This is a genomic window from Paenibacillus sp. CH40 (assembly GCF_024213605.1).
Classification (GTDB): domain Bacteria; phylum Bacillota; class Bacilli; order Paenibacillales; family Paenibacillaceae; genus Paenibacillus; species Paenibacillus polymyxa_B.
On record NZ_JANAVQ010000001.1, the window covers coordinates 464720 to 489241 of the forward strand.

General features: G+C 48.8%; 16 protein-coding genes. All 16 read left to right on the forward strand.

The features are described from left to right. Positions 1–48: 48 nt before the first annotated feature. Positions 49–1428 (forward strand): class I SAM-dependent rRNA methyltransferase, encoded by a 1380-nt coding sequence (locus NLX73_RS02065; RefSeq protein WP_254325244.1) that lies wholly within the window; start codon positions 49–51, stop codon positions 1426–1428. A 237-nt stretch (positions 1429–1665) separates the two neighbouring features. Beyond that, positions 1666–5232: a helicase-exonuclease AddAB subunit AddB gene (gene addB, locus NLX73_RS02070; protein ID WP_254325245.1), complete on the forward strand. Its 3567-nt coding sequence runs from the start codon at positions 1666–1668 to the stop codon at positions 5230–5232. Beyond that, positions 5229–9239, forward strand: coding sequence for a helicase-exonuclease AddAB subunit AddA (addA, locus tag NLX73_RS02075; protein WP_254325246.1), 4011 nt, complete (start codon positions 5229–5231; stop codon positions 9237–9239). The genes addB and addA overlap by 4 nt, the downstream gene beginning before the upstream one ends. 28 nt (positions 9240–9267) lie before the next feature. Next, on the forward strand, positions 9268–10452 hold the full coding sequence (locus tag NLX73_RS02080) for an exonuclease SbcCD subunit D (RefSeq protein WP_254325247.1): 1185 nt from the start codon (positions 9268–9270) through the stop codon (positions 10450–10452). After that, entirely contained in the window at positions 10449–13844 is a 3396-nt protein-coding gene (locus tag NLX73_RS02085; protein ID WP_254325248.1) for an AAA family ATPase, read from the forward strand. Before NLX73_RS02080 ends, NLX73_RS02085 begins: the two co-directional genes overlap by 4 nt. A gap of 261 nt (positions 13845–14105) precedes the next feature. Further along, the gene (locus NLX73_RS02090) at positions 14106–14510 is read left to right on the forward strand and encodes a hypothetical protein (RefSeq protein WP_254325249.1); all 405 of its coding nucleotides are present in this window, start codon (positions 14106–14108) and stop codon (positions 14508–14510) included. 329 nt (positions 14511–14839) lie between these two features. Beyond that, positions 14840–16183, forward strand: a complete 1344-nt coding sequence (locus NLX73_RS02095; protein ID WP_254325250.1) for an aminotransferase-like domain-containing protein — start codon at positions 14840–14842, stop codon at positions 16181–16183. A 162-nt stretch (positions 16184–16345) separates the two neighbouring features. After that, a complete protein-coding gene (locus tag NLX73_RS02100; RefSeq protein ID WP_025722131.1) occupies positions 16346–16705 on the forward strand; it encodes a histidine triad nucleotide-binding protein in 360 nt (119 codons plus the stop codon). A 171-nt stretch (positions 16706–16876) separates the two neighbouring features. Then, a complete protein-coding gene (gene rpsU / locus NLX73_RS02105; protein ID WP_005547957.1) occupies positions 16877–17050 on the forward strand; it encodes a 30S ribosomal protein S21 in 174 nt (57 codons plus the stop codon). Between the two features lie 16 nt (positions 17051–17066). After that, positions 17067–17510, forward strand: coding sequence for a GatB/YqeY domain-containing protein (locus tag NLX73_RS02110; protein ID WP_013311146.1), 444 nt, complete (start codon positions 17067–17069; stop codon positions 17508–17510). Between the two features lie 280 nt (positions 17511–17790). Further along, positions 17791–19158, forward strand: coding sequence for an NfeD family protein (locus tag NLX73_RS02115; RefSeq protein WP_254325251.1), 1368 nt, complete (start codon positions 17791–17793; stop codon positions 19156–19158). Between the two features lie 43 nt (positions 19159–19201). Continuing rightward, on the forward strand, positions 19202–20203 hold the full coding sequence (gene floA, locus NLX73_RS02120) for a flotillin-like protein FloA (RefSeq protein WP_348620123.1): 1002 nt from the start codon (positions 19202–19204) through the stop codon (positions 20201–20203). A 44-nt stretch (positions 20204–20247) separates the two neighbouring features. Further along, positions 20248–20826, forward strand: a complete 579-nt coding sequence (locus NLX73_RS02125) for a hypothetical protein (RefSeq protein WP_254325252.1) — start codon at positions 20248–20250, stop codon at positions 20824–20826. 422 nt (positions 20827–21248) lie between these two features. Beyond that, a complete protein-coding gene (gene bcaP / locus NLX73_RS02130) occupies positions 21249–22658 on the forward strand; it encodes a branched-chain amino acid transporter BcaP (RefSeq protein WP_254325253.1) in 1410 nt (469 codons plus the stop codon). Between the two features lie 379 nt (positions 22659–23037). Further along, positions 23038–23331, forward strand: a complete 294-nt coding sequence (gene yqfC, locus NLX73_RS02135) for a sporulation protein YqfC (protein WP_254325254.1) — start codon at positions 23038–23040, stop codon at positions 23329–23331. Further along, positions 23328–24521 (forward strand): sporulation protein YqfD, encoded by a 1194-nt coding sequence (gene yqfD, locus NLX73_RS02140; RefSeq protein WP_254325255.1) that lies wholly within the window; start codon positions 23328–23330, stop codon positions 24519–24521. Before yqfC ends, yqfD begins: the two co-directional genes overlap by 4 nt. The last annotated feature ends 1 nt before the right edge of the window (position 24522 follow it).

Sequence of the window (24522 nt, forward strand, 5' to 3'; positions counted from 1 at the left end):
AACAACGTTTTAACACTTTGAGTAATTCAAGAATGGGAGTGAAGGATTTTGCCTTCAGTAATATTAGAACGCAGCCGTAAAAAAAGGCTGGAGCACGCACACCCTTGGGTGTTTAAAAACGAAATAGCCAAGATTGAGGGTGACCCAGAGGCAGGCGATTTGGTCAGCATCGTTAATCATCAGGGGCGTTATTTGGCGACAGGTTACTATAATCCGGCTTCACAAATTACAGTACGTGTGATGTCCTATGAGCCGCTGGAAGCAATGGATCAAAACTTTTTTGCCCAACGCTTTCGCAAATGTCTGGAGCACCGCCAACGTTTTGTGACCGGGGGAGACGCTTATCGGTTGGTGTACGGCGAGGCTGATTTTTTGCCTGGACTGATTGTAGATCGATTTGGTGATGTGTTGGTCGTGCAGTTGTTAACGCTTGGCATGGATCGGCGAAGGGAAGAAATCAGGGATGCGCTCGTTGAAGTAGTGGGTCCTGTTGGTATATATGAGCGCAGTGATGTATCCATCCGTGAGCTGGAAGGATTGGAACAAACGAAGGGTCCTTTGTACGGTGATTGCCCGCGTCATGTGGTGGTGACGGAAAATGGCCTGCACATCAAGGTTGATATCGTAGAGGGCCAGAAGACGGGTTATTTCTTTGACCAGCGTGAAAATCGTGCGGCCATAGCACCATTGATGACAGGTTGGGGAGCACGTAGTGGAATTACGCTACAAGAAGTAGCTGCAGACTCAGGAGATGCGGGCACAACGGTGTTGAAGCCAGTGAATAAAAGTGGTAAGGTTGTTGAATTCCCATTCTGGGATGGCGCAACCGTATTGGAATGTTTTTCGCATACGGGAAGCTTTACGCTCAATGCATGTAAACATGGTGCTAAAAAAGTAACTTGTCTTGATATTTCTGAGCATGCGATTGAAAGTGCGCGGGATAATGTCAAGCTGAACGGTTTTGAGGAACGCGTCGAGTTTGTCGTCGACGATGCTTTTCAATATTTGCGCAATCAAGTGAAAGGTGTAGAGGAACGCAATGCACGAGCCGGGGGCAAAGGAGATACATCCAAGCCGCTGACAGCAGGTGGCGGACGCACCTTTGATGTGGTCATTCTCGATCCGCCAGCCTTTGCCAAAACAAAGAACGCTGTCAAAGGAGCTACACGTGGGTATAAAGATATCAACCTGCATGGGATGAAACTTGTCAATGAGGGCGGCTATCTGGTGACAGCGAGCTGTTCGTTCCATATGCGGCCAGAGCTGTTTTTGGACACTATTAAGGAAGCGGCGGCAGATGCCGGCAAAATCCTTCGTCTGGTAGACTGGAGAGCGGCTGGTAAGGACCATCCTCAAATTTTGGGTGTGGAGGAAGGCCATTACTTGAAATTCGCCATCTTTGAGGTGCGCAGCCGGACACAGCTTTAGGTTTCATACAAAGTCAAAGTCAATCGCCTTTTTGGTGATTAAATAGGTAAAATAGACTCATTTTAGGTATAAATCAGTCCTGTAGAGAAGGCATGCACCAAGCCAACCTGCGGGACTGATTTGTTTTTTAGGGGGAGGATGAATTGCTACAACATGGCAAACGTACGTTCTTTTCTCCCTTGCCTGATATGCTATACTGTTTAATAGAATGTTGTTCGTTGGAAAGGAGGCCGCATCATGTCGGTCCGCTTGTTGATTGGCCGCTCTGGTAGTGGTAAAAGTACGTTAATCCGCAATGAAATGACGTCTATGTTACGCAAGGAGCCGCTAGGTAAGCCTATGCTGTTACTTGTACCGGAGCAATCGTCATTTGCTTCCGAGCATGCGTTACTTACAGAAGCCGGAAACGGTATTCAGGGGTCGGTGCGCGCCCAAGTGATGGGATTTCATCGTCTTGCCTATTTAGTTATGCAGGAAACCGGGGGTTCAGCACTGGTGCCTGTAACGGAAGAAGGCAAGAAGATGCTTTTATATAAAATTATTCGTCGTCGCAAGGATGAACTGAGCTTGTTTAAGGATTCGGGAGACCAGCTCGGCTTTGTGGATCGGTTGAATACATTGTTTACGGAGCTAAAGCAGTATGGAAGTGATACTCGGTCTGTACCTGAGCAACTGGAGCGAATGAACGCTGTTGGAGAGTCAACTCCGATTTTGCGCGGCAAGCTCAAAGATATCAGTCTAATCTATGAGGATTTTGAACGAGAGCTGACGCTTAAATATATAGACGGTGAAGATACGCTGCGCATGCTGGCAGAACAGATTGCGGAGTCTTCCCTTGTGCGTGGAGCAGACATTTGGATGGATGGCTACCGTAGATTTACACCACATGAATACAAGGTGGTGGAGCAACTTATGCTGCATGCCTCTTCGTTGACGGTGGCGCTGACTTGCAACCGCAGCTACGAGGGCGGACAGCTTCCGCATGAGTTGGATTTGTTTCATCCTTCGGCGGCTACGTATGTAAAGCTCAAAGGAATGGCGGACGAGCTGATGATAGAGACGCAGACACAATTACTGCGCCCTGATCCGCTGCCGAGATTTAAGGAGCGTCCAGCGTTGGCATATTTGGAGGCTAACTTTGAACATCGTACAGGGTTACGGAATCAGGAACAACGGATGCGGCTGCAGCAGCTACGAGAGCAGTGGACAGAAGAACAGCCGGAGGGCATAAAACTGTACACTGCGGCTAATCGCCGTGCAGAGCTGGAAGGGGCTGTACGCGAAATGCGCCGTCTGGCCCGAGATGAAGGCGCGCGTTACCGAAAGATGGCTCTGTTTGTACGTCATATTGAAGATTATGAGCCATGGGTGGAACCGATATTCAAACAGTATGAGGTTCCAGTATTTCTGGATCAGCGAAGAAGTGTATTACATCATCCTTTGGTGGAATTGATTCGGGCTTCGCTGGATATCGTGCAGCGGCGTTGGCGGTATGAGGATGTATTCCGTGCGGTCAAAACAGACCTTCTACTGCCGCTGGACGGTCGGGTGAGCCGCGAGGAGATGGACCGTTTGGAAAACTATGTTCTGGCCTGCGGAATACAAGGCAGCCGTTGGACAGATGGTCGGCCGTGGCAGGCTGTGCCCAGCTTGTCACTGGAGCTGGAGGAGCAAGAACGGAACCGTAGGCGGGATGAAACGTTAGATTTGATGGAGCTATGCCGGGATGTGATCGTGACGCCTTTACGTGCGTTTGAGAAACGTGTGGGCAAGGCACGAACTGCACTTGAGAAGTGTGAAGCGGTATATCTGTTACTGGAGGATGCAGAAATCGGCCACAAGCTGGACGCCTTCATTCATCAGGCAGAGGAAGCAGGAAAACCTGAGCAGGCGAAGGAGCATCGTCAGGTATGGGATGCAGTGCTTGAACTACTGGATCAAATCGTCGAAATGATGGGTGATGAGAGGCTGGATACCTCTTTGTTTGCGGGTGTGCTGGAAACGGGATTGGCCGAGTTCCGTATGGGACTTGTTCCGCCGGCTCTGGATCAGGTTCTGGTCGGAAACACGGACCGTACGCGTGTATCCGGTATTCAACATGCCTTTGTGCTAGGTATGAACGAAGGTGTGATGCCGGCTGTGTTCCATGAGGACGGTGTGCTGAATGAGCAGGAGCGTACGGCATTAAATGAACGAGGCGTAGAGCTGGCGCCGGATATGACAAGACGTCTGTTGGACGAACGTTTTCTCGCTTATACGGCCCTTACCTCAGCCGGTAAAAGCCTGTGGATGAGCTATGCAGTGACTGATGAAGAAGGCAAGTCATTGTTGCCGTCTGAGTTAGTACGACATGTGCGGCACCTGTTTCCTAGTCTGGACGAACGTCCGTTGGCTGGATACCCTTTGCCTGGGGATGCTTGGACGACGCAATGGGAGTATGCTTCTCATCCGTCCGAGGCTTTGCCGCAGCTCACTGCGCAATTACGGCATTGGCGACGTGGCGGTGACATTTTATCTCCTTGGTGGGAGGTATATAACTGGTATGCAAGCCAGCAAGGGCGTGAGAAGGACAAGCTGCGTCAGCTGTTGACCTCACTTTTTTATGAGAACCATGCCGAAATGCAGAAGGAAACAAGCCGCCGTCTGTACGGTAGCAAGCTGCGTACCAGCGTATCTCGTATGGAACGTTTTGTTGCATGTCCATTTTCGCACTTTGCCTCTCACGGTCTTCGTTTGAAGGAACGTCAAATGTATCGCCTGAAGGCCCCGGATATCGGACAATTATTCCATGCAGCGCTTGGAGAGATGGCGATCAATCTGCGTAAACGCAATGTCAGCTGGGGCAGTCTCAGCACCGAGGAATGCCGACAAGAGGCGGAAAGTACAGTGGAGCGTTTGGCTCCTCGTCTGCAAGGCGAGATTTTAATGAGCTCCAAGCGGTATGGCTACATTTTGCGCAAATTGAAAGACATCGTGAGCCGTGCTTCGTTGATTTTAGGTGAACATGCGCGAAGAGGTAGTTTTGAGCCGATTGGGCTGGAGTTGGACTTTGGACCGGGTCAGCAGCTTCCTCCGTTAAGCTTCCGGTTAGATAACGGCGTTGTGATGGAAATTGTTGGACGGATTGACCGTGTAGATGTGGCAGAGGGAGAAAAGGGGTTACTTTTGCGTGTCATCGATTACAAATCTAGCCAAAAGGATCTCAAGCTGCATGAAGTGTACTATGGCCTGTCCTTGCAAATGCTCACCTACCTGGATGTGCTACTGAATGCGGCGGAGGAATGGTTGGGCGAGACAGCTTATCCAGCGGGTACCCTGTATTTTCACGTCCACAATCCGATGTTGCAGTCGCCTAACGGTCTTAGCGCAGAACAGGCCCGTCAGGAGCTTTTGAAACGTTTTAAGATGAAAGGATTATTGCTTGCAGATCGGGATGTAGTTGGACAAATGGATACAGCATTGGACAAAGGATATTCCTCTATTTTACCTGTTGCGGTGAAAGCAGACGGCAGTTTTTATAGCAGTGCTTCGGTTGCTTCGCCGGAACAGTGGGACAGTCTGCTAGCTTCGGTGCGTAATAATATTCGGACGATTGGTACACGGATGACAGAGGGCGATGTGGCCATTGAACCTTATCGAATCCAGCAAGAGACGGCTTGTACCTTCTGTTCTTTTAAGCCTGTTTGTCAATTTGACGACAGTCTGGAGGGCAGTGGCTACAATCAATGGGGTAAACCCGGTAAGGATCAAATCTGGAATCTGTTGGGTCATACACAGGAAGGGAAAGGAGGAATGGACCAATGATAGGCACGTCAAACACTAAAGACATGCCGAAGCCGGAAGGCAGTATGTGGAGCGATGACCAGTGGCGTGCCATTTCGGAATCGGGTAACAACATGCTGGTCGCGGCAGCGGCAGGGTCTGGTAAAACAGCGGTGCTCGTAGAGCGTATTATTCGTAAAATTGTCGATCCCCAGCTTGGCTTCAGTGTGGATCGGTTGCTGGTAGCAACCTTTACGAAGGCTGCAGCCGCCGAAATGCGTCAACGGATACGCGAAGCGTTGGAACGTGTGTTGGAACAGGAACCGGAAAGTGAGCATGTACGCCGCCAGCTGTCGTTGCTGAATCGGGCCTCGATTACGACGCTTCACTCATTTTGTATGGAGGTCATCCGCAGGCATTATCAGGCCATTCCTCTTGATCCTGGTTTTCGGATTATGAATGAGCATGAGACAGAATTGTTGCGTCAGGAGCTTCTAGAAGAACTGTTTGAGGAGAAATATGAGGCTCATGATGAAGGTAGTACATTCCGCAGACTGGTCGACTGGTTTAGTGGAGAACGCACCGATGATGCAATGTACGTGCTTGTTCAGCGGTTGTATGATTTTTCTCAAAGTCATCCTTGGCCAGAACATTGGCTGCGGGAGACAGCGGCAGCATTTCGTGTACAGGATGTAGCCGCTTTGGGAGAGACTCCCTGGGTTCGCAGCATTTTGGCGGATGCCGTACTTTCTTTGCGCGGAGCAGCGAGCTTGCTGGAACAGGCGCATGAAACAGCTATGCAGCCCGGCGGTCCTGCACCTTATGCCGTGACGCTGCAAGAGGATGCGGCGATGGTGAAGGGATTGCTGCAAGAGCTGGAGACACAGCCGTGGGCATCTCTATATGATCATTTTCAGGCAGCTGCCTTCGGTAAGCTCAAGCCGGTCAAAAAAGATCAGACTGAGCCTGCATTGCAGGAACGGGTTAAGACGCTACGCGAAGCAGCCAAAAAAATGATTACAGATATGAAGGCTTCCCTGTTTGGCAGGAGAGCAGAAGCCTATTGGGAGGAGCTACACGCCGCGGCTCCGCTGATGGACGAATTGGTAGAAACCGTGATTGTATTCGGGGAACGATTTCAACAGCACAAGCAGTCAAAAGGGTTGGTGGATTTCGGGGATTTGGAACATTATTGTCTGAAAATATTACGACATCCCGATTCTACTCCGTACAAGCTACTACCTTCCGACGCTGCACTCGAATACAAAGCGCAATTTGACGAGGTGCTGTTGGATGAGTATCAGGATACGAATACCGTACAGGAAGATATCGTTAGGCTGGTATCACGGGAGGAACCGGGTAACCGTTTTATGGTGGGCGACGTGAAACAGAGTATTTATCGGTTTCGGCTGGCGGAGCCGGGTCTGTTTTTGAATAAGTATCAACGGTACGGCATGCAGGAGCAGGAAGATGGCTTTTTAGTTGATCTGGCGCGTAATTTCCGCAGTCGGCAGGAAGTTGTCGATGCGGTCAATTTGGTGTTCCGCCAGATTATGAGTGTGGATGTGGCGGAAATTGAGTACGATGAACGAGCCTGGCTGGTACACGGCGCATCCTATCCCGACCCGTCGGATCAAGACACCGCATCTATATACGCACCTGAGCTGCTCTTAGTTGATAAGGGTGGACAGGGTCTTTCCGAGGCTTCGGAGCTGTCCGAAACGGGGGACGAATCTGCTCTACAGGAAAGTGAGCTGGCTGAGCTTGCGGAGCTAGAAACGGCACAGTTAGAGGCTCGTGCGATCGCGCAACGGATTAAAGAACTGACCGGAGACACTGGACAACCACTGTTGATTTACGACAGAGGATTAAAAGCGATGCGCCCGGCAGTCTACGGCGATATCGTCATTTTGCTTCGTTCCGCAAGCGTGTGGGCCCCCCTAATTGTAGAGGAACTGCGGCTTGAGGGCATTCCGGCTTCAGGGGAGCAGACGACAGGCTTTTTTAAAGCAACAGAAGTTGAGGTGATGTTGTCTCTGTTGCACATTATTGATAATCCGCAGCAGGACATCCCGCTTGCATCCGTGCTTCGTTCGCCGATTGTTGGCTTGACCGAAGATGAACTTGCACAAATTCGGTTGGAGAAGCCGGATGGATTATTTTATGACGCATTGCTGGCGGCGGCAGAAGCTGACCCACTGGAAGAAAGTGAAAAAGGGATCTCAGCTGACATCATGGAGTTGGATCTTTTCCCTAAGGACTCTTTATCTTCATCTGACTTTGGTAATAGAAATGACGGGAATACGTTATCTGCCCGACTACGTTCATTTTTGCGTAATTTGAAAGCCTGGCGGCAGGAAGCCCGACAAGGAAGCTTAAGTGCATTGATTTGGAATGTGCTGGAGGAAACAGGATATCTGGATTGGGTCGGTGGACTGCCTGGCGGCTCACAGCGTCAAAGCAATTTGCGGGCGCTATATGACCGAGCGAGACAGTATGAGACTTCTACGTCCAACCGAGGATTGTTCCGATTTCTGACCTTTATTTCCCGTCTACGGGAGCGAGGCGGTGATTTAGGATCCATTAGCGGGGGGACTGAACCCGATCAGGCTGTCCGTATTATGACCATTCATAAAAGTAAAGGACTTGAATTCCCTATCGTGTTTATTGCCGGGACAGCAAAAATGTTCAATCAACAGGATCTCAATGCGCCGTTTCTTATGCACAAGGAGTTGGGGTTTGGTCCTAAATATGTGGAGGAACAAAATCGTGTCAGCTACCCTACACTGCCTAATTTAGCGATCCGCCGACGCTCACAGCTGGAGCTATTGGCTGAGGAAATGCGGGTGTTATATGTGGCGCTTACGCGTCCGCGTGAAAAGCTAATTATGACCGGAACTGTGAAGGACCTCGCTTCGCGCGCAGCGGGTTGGGCACGTGCCAAAGAACATACGGAAACGGTCTTACCAGACTATATGCTGGCGGCAGGCCGCAGCTATCTGGACTGGGTAGGTCCTGCTTTGATTCGGCATCCTTCTGCTACTTTGTTGAGGGAAGCGGCAGGTGATCAGGATGGGTACTATCACAGGCTGGAACATATGCGGGGAACAGACTGGTTATTTAAAATCGTAGCCTCGGAAACACTTTCCGGCTCTCGTGTGAACTCAGATCATGAGGAAGAGGTGTCGGGCGAAGAGCGCCAAAAGAAGACAGAAGCACTGAGAAATGCGGAGCTAATCGACTTGAACGAAGAGAGTGAAACGGATATTGAAGCTGCTCTTTCCTGGATCTATCCGTATGAACGGGCTGGCAAGACGGCAGCCAATACATCGGTCACTGAGATGAAAAGATGGCTGGAAATGCAGGAGATGGGTTCGGACGATTGGCTGAATCTATCTACCTCCCTACTAGCAGAGTCACCGGAGGATTCTCACACTGGGGGAAGTCAATTACACTTGCGCAGACCTAAGTTTATGGGGAATCAGCGACTGACTCCAACGGAACGAGGAACAGTCTATCATACGTTGATGCTGCATTTGCCATTAGATGGGGGGATGAGCGCCGAAGTTATTGAGGAAACCAAGGCTCGTTTGCTCAATCAGCGTATGTTACTGGATGTTCATGCAAAGGCGCTAGATACGGATAAAATATTACGCTTTTTCACTAGTGAGCTGGGTAGCAGAATGCTGGGGGCATCCCATGTTCAAAGAGAGCTTCCGTTTACTTATACCATGCGGGCAATCGATTACTGGAACCACAGCTTACCATCGATGTCACCAGGACAAGAAACAAGTTCGGAAGGTGGACAGGATGGGGATAAAGTGCTGATGAACGGGATTATTGACTGTCTATTTGAAACTCCCGAAGGACTCGTGCTGGTGGATTATAAAACAGATCGGATATCTGAATATCGTACATTGTCCCATTTAACAGACCAATATCGTTTTCAATTGGAGCTGTATGCCCGTGTGATCGAAGAGATTACAAGCAAAAAGGTCGCTGAGAAGTGGCTGTATTTTTTAGAAGCTGGAGAGAGTGTACAGCTGTAGTTATATAGATAGGGAGAGGAGGAATAGCATGCGGATTTTGCATACAGGTGATTGGCATTTGGGCCGCACGTTGGAAGGACGCAGCCGTTTGAAGGAGCAGGAGGCGTTTTTGGAAGAGTTGGCGAAAATGGCTGACGATCAGCAGGCCGATTTGATTATGATGGCTGGAGACGTATACGACTCAGTCAATCCTTCGGCCGCAGCCGAGCAATTGTTTTATGAAACGTCTGCCCGTCTTACGGCTGGAGGAAGACCACTAGTCGTTATTGCGGGCAATCATGATCAGCCGGAAAGGGTATCCTCGGTCACACCGCTGGTGAGCGGGCGTGGAATTACGTTGCTGGGACTGCCCCATGGAGAAGCGGTACGCGTTCGTACACCGCGAACGGGTGAAATGGCATGCATTGCAGCCTTGCCATATCCGTCCGAGTCTCGTCTGAACGAGCTATTGTCTGAAGACGGAGATGAAACAGTCTTGCGCGAGGCATACAGTCGCCGTGTGGGCTTGCTGATGTCACAGCTGGGCACAGCATTTGGGCCTGACACCGTTAATTTGTCGATGAGCCATATTTATGTGCTCGGCGGGCTGGAGTCCGATTCGGAACGCCCGATTCAGGTCGGGGGGGCGTATACCGTAGATCCGTCTGCTTTGAGCATTGGGGCACAGTATACGGCTCTAGGACATTTGCATCGTCCCCAATATGTGAAGGGAGACGGGCTGATGCGTTACAGTGGCTCGCCGCTGGCTTATAGCTTTTCCGAAGCCGGACAAGCCAAATCGGTTACGTTAATTGACGTGGTTGCTGGCAAGCCTGCTCTGGTCGAGGAACTGTATATCACCAGTGGACGCCCATTAGTGAGGTGGCGCGCACGGGGAGGTCTGGAGGAAGTATATCGCTGGCTGGACGAAGGATTGGATGCCGATGCCTTTATTGATCTGGAAATTACGCTGGATGAAGCGATGTCGATGGGAGATATTCAGCGGCTGCGCAAAAGCCGTGAAGGCATCATTCATATTCGCCCCATGTATCCAGAAATGGCTGCCGCACAGTTGGAGCACCAACGATCAGAACTGCCAGTGCATGAGTTGTTCCGGGCATTCTATCAGCGGCAGACAGGTGGAGCACAGCCAGATGACGGATTAGTACAGTTGTTTCTGGAACTGGTGGAACAGGATGATGCAAGAGACCACGCTGAGGAGGATGACGAATGAAACCAATCCTTCTAAAACTGGCGGGGTTGCAAAGCTACCGGGAGTCGCAGGAAATTCGCTTTGACGATTTGACCGAAACTGGGCTGTTCGGAATATTTGGCCCAACGGGTAGTGGAAAATCAACGCTGCTGGATGCCATTACGTTGGCTATGTACGGTAAAGTGGAGCGGGCAGTGAATGGTACACAAGGCATTATGAATCATGCTGAGGATACATTGTCTGTTGCATTTACGTTTGAATTAATGTCAGCTCAAGGTCCTCGTCGTTACCGTGTAGAACGACGTTTCAAACGTGCTGGAGGCGTATCGGTTAATAATACGCTTAGCCGTTTTATTGCGTTAACAGAGGATGGCGAGGAAGTGCTTGCCGATAAGGTGCAGGATGTGACGCGCTGTGTGGAGGAGTATATCGGCCTGAAAATGGACGATTTTACACGAGCTGTCGTATTGCCGCAGGGAAAGTTTGCGGAATTCTTGTCCTTAAAGGGCAGTGAACGCAGACAGATGCTACAGCGTTTGTTCCATCTGGAGAAGTATGGAGACCAACTTGCACAGAAGCTAAGCCGTCGTGTGAAAGATAACGATACCGCACTGAAAGCGTTAGAGGCAGAGCAGCAAGGGCTGGGGGATGCCAGTGCTGAAGCGCTTGAACATGTAGAGCTGCGTCTCAAAGAGGCGATTGCCAATGCAGAAGCTTCGCGTCGTGAGCTAGAGCGTGTCTCACGTGAATGGGAGGCGCTAAACAAAACCCGTGAGCTGGTCGTCGAGCTCAGCCAAAGATCGAACGAGCTGGAGCAGTTGGCAGCACAGGAGCCGGGCATTGCTTTGCTGGAGCGCAAGCTTCGCCAAGCATCTGCAGCCGAGGCATTGCTGCCTGCGCTGACGGAATGGAAGGAAGCCATTGCTGAAGCGGAAAAACGGCAAAAGACTGCCGAAGAAATGGAAGTCTTGGCCACTACCGCGCAGGAGGCTGCGCTTGTGTCTGCGCAAGCAGATGAGCAGGCCCGGCAAGCACTCAGTGCCGAAGAACCGAAGCTATTGCTGCGGATCGACCAACTAGAGCAGGCACTTCAACTGGAGCGTGATACGGAAGCATTGCGTATTGAACGGGAACGTCTGGCGGCCGAGCTTGTGCAAAGCGAACAAACCCTTGCTGAACATGCAGAAGGACTCGCAAAGGAACAAGAGCTACAGACGCGAGGTTTGAAGCGACAGCAAGAGCTTCAACAAGAGCTAAAGCAAAATGAAGTGCGGGCAGATGAGCGGCGTATGCTGCAAGAGGCTGTGCAACGGTTGCAACAGCTGGAAATCGCGAATGAGCAATTGCGTGAAGCTGAACTGGAGTACACCGCTCAGGAGAAACGTCTTGCGCAAGCTGACGAACGTTTAAAGCTGACGGACCAGGAGACACAGGAGACAGAGGCATGGCGTTCTGCCTTTGCTGCACAGGCAGCTGATGGCATTGAGGCATTGCTGACGTTGGAGGCAGAGATCACCGCCGATATGTCGTCACTGGCCTCCGAGGAAGAACAACTGCGCCACGAGCTCCGTGCCGAGGAGCTGGGGCGTCTCGCACAGCATCTCGCTGCTGAGTTGCGCGAAGGCGAGCCGTGCGCAGTGTGCGGCTCGCTGCATCACCCCGCGCCTGCCGTCGTTGCGGCGCATAGCGCGGATGCCGCTGCGCCAGATGAGCTGCACCGCCTGCGGCTTGGTTTGCAGGAGCTGCGCCTCACACTGCGCCAGCAGTTGCACGAGCAGCGCAGCTTGCTGGCGCAGCCCGCCACCGCAGACAGCGGCGCTGCCGCCACGGGCGAGCCTTTCACGCCTGCGGCAACGCCAGTAGAGCCGCGCGGTATTGCCGCTTGGGTGGAGCGCTGCACGGCGCTGGAGCGTGCTGCGGCAGAGCTAGCCGCACGTGCGCATGCACTGCCTGCCGAGGCACAGGCGCTACGCGAGGCAGACGCCGCCGGACAGCAGCGGCGCATCCGTGCTGCTGCCGAGCAGGAGGCAGCAGCTGCAGCGCTGACGCAGGCACGCAGCAAGCGCGAGGCATGCACCACGCGCAGCGAGGGGCTACGCGCCGAATGGGCGGCGCAGCTAACGGATGTCGCTCCGAGCGAAGCTGCGGAGCGTTACCGTGCTATGCAGGAGCGCGACGGGCGTGCGGAAGAACTGCGGTCCCGGCTGGAGACGAGTGTGACCTTCCTCGAAGGAAAGGCGGCGCGTGTTCAACAGATACAGCAGAGTATCATCGAGGAGGACAAAATCATTATTGCCCGCCGTACAGGGCTCCAAAGTAAAGATGATTCGCTTCGTGAAAAGCTAGCACAGCTCCGAAAATGGGTTGGAGATGGCCAAGCGGCTTCATTGCTGGAAGAAGCGACCTCGCGACTGTTGGGACTGAAAAACGGAGCCGAAGCCGCGGCACGCCGCCGTACCGAAGCGGAAGAACGTAAGCAGCAAGCCGTTCATGCTTCACTGATTGCCCGGCAGGCCTCCGACTCGGCAGAAGAAAGACGTCAGATGGCAGAGTCCCGTTGGGGCAGCCGTCTGGAAGCATCCTCCTTCGCTACGGAAGCAGAGGTCATGGAATGCTGCCTGGGACCGGAAGAAGTCGCACGTTATGAACGTGAAGTGAGTGTGCATCGAGAACGGGAAAAAGAGCTGTCTTCCCGCTTAAAGCATGTCGAAGAGCAGCTGAATGGAGCAACGGTAACAGAGGAACAGTGGGAAACGGCCACTGCACAGCTACGTGATTGCCGTGCACGCGATGAAGAGGCGCTCCAGAATCGCGCCAAGGCTGAGCGTGATTTAGAGGACTTGCAGCATCGACACGTCCGCTGGATGAAGCTGGAATCCAATCGTATACATTTGCGTAGCGAAGCGGAAAAAATGTCCAAGCTCCAGTCTGTTTTTCGTGGCAATGCCTTTGTTGAATATATTGCCGAGGAGCAGCTCATGCAGGTCAGCCAGTCGGCTTCACGCCGCCTGCGTTTTCTGACCAAGCAACGTTACGCGCTAGAGGTAGATTCCAGCGGTGGTTTTGTCATTAGTGACGATGCCAACGGTGGGGTCAAACGTCCAGTATCGACCTTGTCCGGTGGCGAAACATTCCTGACCTCCTTGTCGCTTGCGCTTGCGCTGTCGGCTCAAATTCAATTGCGGGGCCAATACCCTCTGCAATTTTTCTTTCTGGATGAAGGCTTTGGAACGTTGGACCCTGAGCTGCTTGACACAGTGATCACTTCACTGGAAAAGCTGCACCACGATCAATTGTCTGTTGGTGTGATTAGTCATGTGCCTGAACTACGGGCCCGTCTTCCGCGCAAGCTAGTTGTTCTTCCAGCAGAGCAGGCTGGAGGCGGCTCACGTGTGGTTATGGAAACTTTTTGAAGTAATGTGATACAGGTCACAGATACAGTTTCAAACTATTGTTATAATACAGCCAAGCCGACAAGTTAATCATACAGCACCCCGGCGGACGTATGCTGCGGAAGAAATCTTCCCGTCATACGTCCGTTCAGAGGGGCTCTGCCAAGAGCTCCCGGGGTGCTTCTTTTTTTTGCAAGCCGGAATTCGCCCAATTTGATGTAGCAAATAGCCCGTTTTTGAATAACATACGGTATACATGCAAGAGCCTAGGAGGAAACAACCATGGAAAAAAGCATGACAACCGAAAAAGTTACAGCACCGGAACAGACGGATGTTAAAACACTATGTCAAAAACATATGCATCGTTATGTATGCGTATGGGTGAAGGACGGGACAATGTATGATGGCATTGTAGAGCATGTGGATGATGAAAAGATATACTTAGCCGTTCCTATGGGTGGAGACGAGATGGAGAATGTCAATGTTAATCTCCCATATCCGCCTAACAATTGTGGCTGCGGCTCCCGTGCTTATGGTGGCTATGCTTCTTATCCTCCGTATCCGTACCCGTACCCGTATCCAGTACCCGCTTATGCATATGGGTTCCCATACGGACGCCGTCGCTTTAATCGTTTGATTCTGCCACTTGCAGCGTTGACAGCGATTAGCTTGCTGCCTTATTACTAATCCTAATTCCTTAGTCGCCAGATATAGTGAATTCTCTGCTCTCTCCCGCCTACAGTTCTTGTACAGTACAAGTGACTTTAAGGCGCATCCATACATCATCACCATGCAAGGCTGTTTCTTCCATTATGAAGAAACAGCCTCTTTTTCACGTAAACCATCCCAAATATGATCCAATAATAAAAACTGTATCAGTACAGTTCAATGAAATGAGGTATCCTGTTTATCCATAAACCATGGTAACATCTAGCGTGTAAAGAAACATAAGACGGAATAAGCATGTAATGAAATGAGCATGTAATGAGTATGTAAAGAGCAGGTGGGAGGATATTGTGAAAAAATACGTTTCAATTTTATTGGATATAGAACTTAAAATTCGCGAGGGACAATATAAATCAGGTTACAAGCTGCCGTCGGTCCGTGAGGCTTCTGAATTATACAGGTGCAGCAAAAGCACGATTTTGCGGGCATACGCTGAACTTGAAAAGAAACACGCCATCTATTCCATACCGCAAAGTGGATACTATGTAGTGGAAAATTCGGGCGATTTACACCATAGCCATATGCAAGACTTCGTTGATTTTGCTTCGGCCTCCCCGGATTTAAATGTATTCCCTTATCTGGATTTCCAACATTGTTTGAATCAGGCTATTGACACCTACAAATATCATCTGTTCACTTATGGCGATTCGCAAGGACTGGAAACACTGCGTCATACGTTGGTTTCCCATTTGGCTGATACTCAGGTGTTTGCAAAAATGGATCGGATTATCGTTACTTCGGGTGTTCAGCAGGCATTAGAGATACTCGCTAAAATGCCGTTTCCCAATGGCAAAGAAAAGGTTTTGGTCGAGCAGCCAAGTTACGATATATATTTGCGTTTTCTGGAGGAAGAGAACATACCCGTCAGTACCATCGTCCGGACAGCGGAAGGTATGGATTTTCACGAATTGGAGAATCAATTTAAGAACGAGAGCATCAAGTTTTTTTATACCATGTCAAGATATCATAATCCATTAGGAGTCTCTTACAACACAGAGGAGCGAAAAGCGATAGCTGCCTTAGCCGCCAAATATGATGTGTACATCGTAGAAGATGACTATATGGCAGATTTGGGGGCCGATCATCTGTTTGATCCCATTTATGCATACGACCAGACGGACCATGTTATTTATTTGAAAAGCTTCTCGAAAATCATTTTCCCCGGCTTGCGATTAGGAGTTGCGGTATTGCCAGAAGCCCTATTGAAGACGTTTAATACCTATAAAAGATATGTCGACACATCTATTTTGTCTCAGGCGGCGCTTGATATTTATATTAAAAATGGAATGTATGAACGCCACAAGCACACGATATGCAAACTGTATTCGGAGCGCGTTCGTGCTCTTAACAAGGCTGTGGAACGATACAATCAGGCCGGATACGTTCAGACTTCAGCTGTAACCTCAGGAGTTTATATGCAGTTTAAACTGCCTCGGACGGTGAATTTGGAACGCTTGGTACAGTGTCTTTCCGCGAGGAACATCCAGGTTGTAGCTGGCAAAGGCTTTTATTTATCAGGCTATAGGGAACAAGAGAAGTTTTTGCGCATAAGTATTTCGCGCGCGCAGTTGGATCAAATTGATGCAGGGGTGAAAGCTATTATAGAGGAAGTTAGTAAGGGAAACTGGTATTAAGACCCTTTTTCCGTTATGATACATATAGAAACATAAGTATAACCAAACATGGCTGTATATGTTTCTATTCAGTGTGGGAAATACATAACTTTGAATGCCGAGAGCAAGGGCTGTTTATGCCTATTTACTTATGATCGGCTCACTGCCAAAGGAGGGTTTTGAATGGACGATCTGTTTTTGAAAATTGTGGATGGAACCATCCCCAGCAAAAAGGTGTTGGAAACCGACAATGTGCTCGCATTTCATGACATCCAGCCTGCGGCGCCAGTACACGTGCTCATTATTCCCAAAAAATATATTCCTTCGATGAACGCTGTGACGGAGGAGGATCTTCCTCTTATCGCGGAGATTCATCGTGTTGCGGTTGAGGTTGCGAAAAAGTTAGGAATCGCTGAGTCTGGCTATCGGTTGATTAACAACTGTGGCCCGGATAGTGGACAAGCGGTGGGGCATCTGCATTATCACTTACTGGGCGGCGCCAAATTGGGTGCCTTGACAGGTATTTCGGACTCACATTCTTAAAAAATGACAGAGCTTGTCTTTTCAGTAGTACGGAAGTGAATGGAGAAAAATGGCCCTTTATGTATTCATTTTTTCTTATAGGTTGACACCTGGTTTCCGTTTCACCTATAATAAAATTTGATGAACCGTGTTATTGCTCTTGGACGGTCTGGTCGGAGGGAGGGAAAACTGGTGTCTGAAACTAAAGTTCGCAAAAACGAGACAATTGATGCTGCACTTCGTCGCTTTAAACGTTCCATTGCTAAGGATGGCGTATTGGCTGAGGTGAAGAAACGCAAGCATTATGAAAAGCCAAGCGTAAAGCGCAAGAAAAAGTCCGAGGCTGCTCGTAAGAGAAAGTTCTAGGAGGATCTAAGCAATCATGAATTTGAGCGAACGATTGAACGAAGATATGAAGCAAGCAATGAAGAGTAAGGACAAGTTCAAACTCTCCACCATTCGAATGGTTCGTTCTACGATTAAAAATCTTGAAATAGATTTGAAACGGGATTTGGACGACAACGAAGTGCTTGATATTCTGAGTCGTGAGATCAAACAGCGAAAAGATGCCCTCCATGAATTTGAAAAAGCCGGTCGTGATGAACTTGCGACAAGCACTAAAGCAGAAATAGAGATCATCGCTCAGTACCTTCCCGAACAACTTTCTGAGGAAGAAATTAAAGTTATTGTACAGCAGACCATCCAGGAAACCGGTGCTTCTTCGAAAGCCGAGATGGGGAAAGTAATGACGGCCTTGATGCCTAAGGTAAAAGGCCGCGCTGACGGTAAGCTCGTGAACCAAGCGGTTCAGCAATTTCTGCAATAAACCTGCGACAAACAGGAAAACACAACACCCTCTGTTTACAGAGGGTGTTATTTCTATATAAGCGATGCCTACCATAGAATGTAATGATGAGAAGATTCTTATATGTAAGCGTTATCGTTAATTGTGTGAAACGTGATGTCCGTTGGGTGCGTAAAGTATCTGACAGCCGTCAGGATTAGCAATATACCCAATAATTTCACATTAAATCCTGAAAACTGTATAGTTTGTCTAACAAAGTTTGGTATGCTGTAACATAGAAAGATCGAAAGGGGGGAGAGAAATGCATAGAGAACATCACCACTCCAGTCGCAAATTGATCTTTTTAACGTTGTGGATTATGGTATCCGTTTTGCTGTTACCCTTAGTTCATTCCGAATCAGCGGCGGCCCAAACTAAAGGTGGAGCTGTGTTTGTTATACCAGTTGATCAGGAGATTGAGCAAGGTCTGGGCAAATTTATGGAACGTGGATTTGCAGAAGCAGCAGATTTCAAAGCAGGTCTGATTTTACTGGATATTAACACTCCCGGTGGACGGGTAGATACAGCGGAGAAGCTGGGCAAACTGATTAAAGACAGTCCAATTCCGACCGTAGCCTATATAAGGGGCGAAGCGGCCTCAGCGGGTAGCTATATTGCGTTGAGCGCAAACAAAATTGTTATGAAACCGGGGAGTATTATCGGAGCAGCAGCGTTAGTAGACGGCAGGGGGCAGGCTATCACAGATCCAAAAACGATAGCCTGGTGGAAGAGTAGCATGGCATCTGCCGCAGAAGCTGGCGGACGTAATCCGGATATTGCCAGAGGTATGGTCGACTCTAAAACGACCATATCTATTCCAGAGATGAACTTTAATAAGGAAAATGGTCAGATCATTTCTTTAACCAGTGAGGAAGCGCTGAAGTTGGGTTATGCGGATCACATCGCGTCTTCCGAACAAGAAGTTATCCAGTGGATGGGTTACAGCACGGATGATGTAATTCATGTGGAGCGAACATGGGCTGAAAAAGCAGCCGAGATATTGACCAACCCAATTGTGCAGACGTTGCTTTTATTTATCGGTATCGCGGGTGTCGTTATTGAGCTGCTCGTACCTGGTTTTGGTGTACCGGGAATTTTGGGCATACTCGGATTTGGGTTGTATTTTTTCGGCAATTATATCGCTGGTTTTGCAGGTTCGGAGACATGGTTGTTGTTTATTATCGGTCTGGCTCTGCTTATCCTTGAAATGTTCATCCCAAGCTTTGGTATTTTGGGCATTTTGGGTTCCGTCAGCCTTGTCGCCGGAGTTGTTCGCGCAGCATACAACATGCAGCACGCGTTTATATCTTTGGGCATTGCCTTTGCAGCTGCGGTTGCCGTGGTGGCGATCATCGCGGTTGTATTCAAGGACCGAGGGATATGGAACCGTTTTATACTTAAAGAAAGTTTAACGGCTGACCAAGGTTTTTCTTCAGTTGTGAACCGGGAAATGCTATTAGGTCAACGGGGTGTCAGTCTGACACCACTTCGTCCAGCCGGAACGGTGCTGATCGCTGATGAGCGAGTCGATGTTGTAACGAACGGCGAGTTTATTGCTACAGATATGCCGATTATAGTATCCAAAGTAGAAGGTGGGCGAATTGTGGTCAAGGCAGACACTAGCGTCTAAACTAGTAAACAACAAAGAATTAGATTAATGGAGGATGATGCGAGTGTTCGAATCAGGTATTGTCAGCGTTTTGCTGATAGCCGTTGTAGTGATTATTGTATTGAGCGTATTTTTCAGTTTCTTCCCGGTGATGCTGTGGATTTCAGCATTGGCTTCGGGTGTGCGCATTGGTATCATTACGCTGGTAGCTATGCGGTTACGGCGCGTCACGCCAAGCCGAATTGTCAATCCGCTCATTAAGGCAACCAAGGCGGGTCTGGGCTTGAACATCAACCAGCTGGAAAGCCATTTTCTCGCAGGAGGGAATGTAGACCGAGTGATCAATGCGTTGATTGCTGCGCAGCGAGCTAACATTCCGCTTGAGTTTGAACGTGCGGCAGCGATTGACCTTGCGGGACGGGATGTTCTGCAAGCGGTCCAAATGAGCGTTAATCCGCGTGTTATTGAGACACCTATTGTGGCTGCGGTCGCCAAGGATGGTATCGAAGTAAAGGTTAAAGCTCGTGTTACGGTGCGTGCCAACATTGATCGACTTGTTGGGGGTGCCGGAGAAGAAACGATTATTGCACGGGTCGGTGAAGGTATTGTTACAACCGTAGGTTCCAGTAACTCGCATAAGGACGTATTGGAGAATCCAGATTCAATTTCAAGAACTGTATTGTCCAAAGGTTTGGATGCCGGGACAGCATTTGAAATCTTGTCCATTGATATTGCGGACGTTGATGTAGGTAAAAATATCGGTGCTTTTCTGCAAACAGAGCAGGCGGAAGCCGACAAACGTATTGCGCAGGCAAAAGCGGAAGAGCGGCGTGCGATGGCTGTAGCGCAGGAGCAGGAAATGAAGGCACGTGTTGTAGAAATGAGAGCACGCGTGGTGGAATCCGAGTCCGAAGTGCCGCTGGCAATGGCTGAAGCGCTGCGTGGCGGGAAGCTTGGCGTCATGGACTATATGAATTTGAAAAATGTTGAGGCAGATACGCAAATGCGTAGCTCCTTAGGCAAACCGAATGAGAACTCGGGGAATGACAACAAGAACCGGGATTAATAACGGGACATAGCCGATGAATTACGGCAGCTAGGTGGTGAGTAATGAACTTTATCAGCTGGATCTTTGAACATTTGTATATCCTGATCGTGATTGGCTTTGCTTTGGTGTCCTTCTTGGGGAAAAGCATCCAAGGTACAGGGCGGAAATCACCGCCGCGAAAAGGTATGCCTACCTTTGGGGGTGATCATGGTTCTCGCGGGCCCTCGACGTCATCCAGACCCTTCACAACGGAACATGGGCAATTGCAGCGCCAGCAGGATGTTGCTGGTGAGTTGCAACGTCAATTTCCTAATGAACGACGGGCGGTTATGGAGGCTCGTCGTATAGAAGAAGTGGGCGATCGGTCGGAAACGGAAGAACGGATGGACCGGGATTCATTAGATAACGGTTCGACTCTAGAGGATCGGATCCGTGCTATGGAAGAAGAACGCAGATTGGTTTTAGCCCGTCTCGATCGTATATCCAACGCGAGGGAGTCAGGGGAAATTACAGATGCGCCAGAGATAGCTTCGCAAGACCGTAATACGGTGGATACGGCTGATCTGCGCAGAGGTGTGATTTGGGCAGAAATATTAGGTCCTCCGCGTTCCAAGCGCTACATGGGTGGAGGAAGACGTTAAAATGATAGTGGATCCGTCACGGCTTTGGCTGTGGCGGGTCTTTTTTTTTGTGATGCTTTAGGAATACATAAGCATGCTCAGAATAAAAAGTGAATTAACGACAAATGCTCTAATTACCTGACAACGAATGTGATAATCTCTTGTGTGCCCTAGGTTTCTAACATTTGCTGTCATCTAAAATGGCGGCATTTTGTCTAATTTAGGGCCTCATTTATGAAAATATATTCGTGAAAAATGATCAAATGTAACAATATGAATGAGGATTTCCGAAAGCAGTTTTCATTTTTTCTTTTTTATATATAATGTTCTCAATGATAGATACTTATGAAATTAACTCCATATTTAGCTAAAATTTGATTTAAATTGAGGTGATAAAACGAGGTTATAAAAATGAAAAATTAATTTTTAGGAGGATGGAATGGATGGGGAATAGCTTGTTCAGAAAGAAGAGCATTGATCAGTTGATTGCTGCTACGCGGGGGGAAAAAGCACTCAAAAGGGAACTGGGTGCGTTTGATTTAACGATGCTTGGAATTGGAGCCATTATTGGAACGGGGATTTTTGTGTTGACAGGTACGGGAGCAGTTACAGCTGGTCCAGGCTTGGTTCTTTCTTTTGTGATTGCAGGACTCGCCTGTTTATTCGCAGCATTGGCTTATGCGGAGTTTGCATCCACCGTTCCAGTATCCGGTTCTGTTTACACTTTTACATATGCAACGATGGGGGAACTATTGGCCTTTATTATTGGATGGGATTTGATTTTGGAATACATGCTGGCAGCCAGCGCCGTTTCCGCAGGTTGGTCGGGTTACTTTGTATCATTTTTGAATGGAATTGGCCTTCACATTCCGCTTGAATTCACTGCTGCACCTGGGGCTTTAAAAGACCAAACGACTTATTTTAATCTCCCAGCTTTTTTAATTTTGATGGGTATCACGTTCTTGCTTTATTTTGGGATAAAAGAATCAAAACGGATAAACAACATCATGGTAATCGTAAAAATTGTTGTTATTTTATTGTTTATCATCGTTGCTTTTAAATATGTGAAGCCAGATAACTGGACACCGTTTATACCGTTTGGGTTCAATGGGGTGTTTGGAGCCGCAGCTCTTGTGTTTTTTGCTTTTATTGGTTTTGATGCTGTTTCATCAGCGGCTGAAGAAACCAAAAATCCCGCTCGTGATTTACCGCGAGGCATTATTTTCTCACTTGTTGTTTGTACATTTTTGTATGTCGTTGTTAGCGCGATTATGACTGGTATAGTACCGTTTATGCAATTTGAAGGTATCTCTCACCCTGTGTCATTGGTATTGCAGGTTGCGGGTCAGAACTGGGTTGCAGGTATTATAGATATAGGAGCTATCTTAGGAATGACAACGGTCATGCTGGTTATGCTCTATGGTCAAACTCGCATTATGTTTGCTATGTCACGTGACGGCTTAGTCCCCAAAGTATTATCCAAGGTTCATTCCAAATATAAAACGCCCTACATTAACACGTTGTTTTTCGGTACTTTATCTGCATTAATGGGTGGGCTGATCCCGCTAGATGAGTTAGCTAGTTTGGTGAACATTGGAACCCTGTCAGCATTTATTCTGATTTCGATCGCCGTCATCGTTATGAGAAAAACACAACCTGATTTGCCAAGGGCCTTCCGATGTCCTGGAGTTCCGTATATTCCAATCCTGGCTATCGTTTCATGTGGGGTGCTCATTCTTAATTTGAATGGTCAGACATTTATTCGCTTTATTATTTGGCTTGTCATTGGTATGGCTGTTTACTTCTTATACTCTAGAAAAAACTCTCTTTTGAATCGAGATACCGAGAAATAACCGTGTCATATAATGAAAATTAAAAAAGCCAACCTTGTTTTCGATATGAAAACGAGGTTGGCTTTTTTGGTTATGAATTTTGAAAGAACCCATCTTTTGCCTCTGCAATATAGTAGCAGCTACGAATTGTAAGTTTAGCCTCATAAATGCGGGGGCTGGATCATAAAATGTACAGAACAGATATCTGTGGCGCTGGTGTAATGGTGTTCACTGATAATAAGAATATATGATGAAAAGCCAGCAGCGTAGCTGCCATGAAACATCTATGGGTCCGAATGGCAATAACAGAAGATGAAAAAATAGCAGCGTGCTGTCATCAAAACAACTATGAGCCGTTGGATAACAGATGTTTTGATGACGGGAAAGGAGATTTCGCCGTATGAGCAGGATGAGCCGCAAACTGCGAAAGTGGGCCAGCGAGACGCTGGAGCTTCCGCAGGACATTCTATTTGACTTGCCGCGGTTAACCCTCATCGGCAGCCGCCAGCTTTATGTGGAGAATCACCGGGGCGTGGTGGATTTCACGCCGGATCAGCTCGTACTTGCACTTGCGCAAGGCAGGCTGAGGGTGTCCGGCCATGATCTAGTCATTACGTCTATTCTGCCAGAGCAGGTAAGTGTGGAGGGACATATAACGGATATCCAAATGGAAGGAACGGAGGAAGGCTTGTGAAACATCCTGCTTTAGCAAAGCTGCATGGCACGGTTACCCTTGCTGTCAAGGGCGAAAGTGTGGAAGCTTTCATTAATTTACTCAACGATCAACATATACCTGTTTGGAACGTGCGGCCGATGGGTACTAGACATGCAGAAATGAACCTTCTGCTGCCGCACGTCTTCCTCCTACGCCCGCTTTTGAGAAGGACAGGCTGTAAAATGCATGTTCTGAAGCGGCAAGGGCTTCCCTTTACTGTTATACGACTTGCCAAACGTAAATTTTTTCTGGCTGGATTGGCTTTGTTCTGGGTAGGTCTCCTGCTGATGTCTTCGCTTATCTGGGACATTGAAGTGAAGGGGAATGATAAGCTCTCGACGGAATCCGTTCTCAAAGCCGCCCGACAGGAGGGGCTGTATCCGTTTCAATGGAGCTTTCGTCTTTCCAGTCAAGACAAGCTTTCCCGTGCGCTCATGCAGAAGCTTCCAGAGGCATCCTGGATCGGTGTGGAAAAACAGGGTACTTTGGTGACGATTCAGGTTGTTGAAGCTTCACAGCCTACCCCTGCGCCGCTCTACAGCCCACGTCATATCATCAGTAAGGCAGACGCGGTAGTCACTGAAATTTTTGCCGAGCAGGGTCGTCCTGTCGTGCATAAAAATACGCGTGTCAAAAAAGGAGCCATTCTCATCTCGGGAACGCTTGGAGATGAGGAGAATCAGCAGCAGGTCGTAGCCAAAGGAGAGGTTAAGGGTCTTGTATGGCATGAATACGAAATTAGCAGTCCCACGGTGCAACGCAGCAGCACGTATACAGGTACCAGTCACGACCGCTTGTATCTGGTGTTAGGCAACCGTGCGATACAATTGTGGGGATATGGGAAAATACCTTATTCTACACATAAAACAACAGTTGAACATGATCCGCTAACATGGCGTTCCTACAAACTTCCAATGGGTTGGATGACCGAAAGTGTGAGGGAGACAAAGATACAAGAGCAGAAGCTTACGGAAGCAGAAGCGAAAATGTCAGGAATAGAAGGCGCGCGAGCTGATATTTTAGCTAAATACGGCAAAGGAACGAAAATAATGAGCCAAAAAATTTTGCATGAGAAGAGAGAGAATGGTAAAGTTTATATGAAAGTGCTTTTTGAAGTGGAGCAGGATATTGCGGAAGAACTTCCGTTAGTTCATAACCAAGGAGAATGAG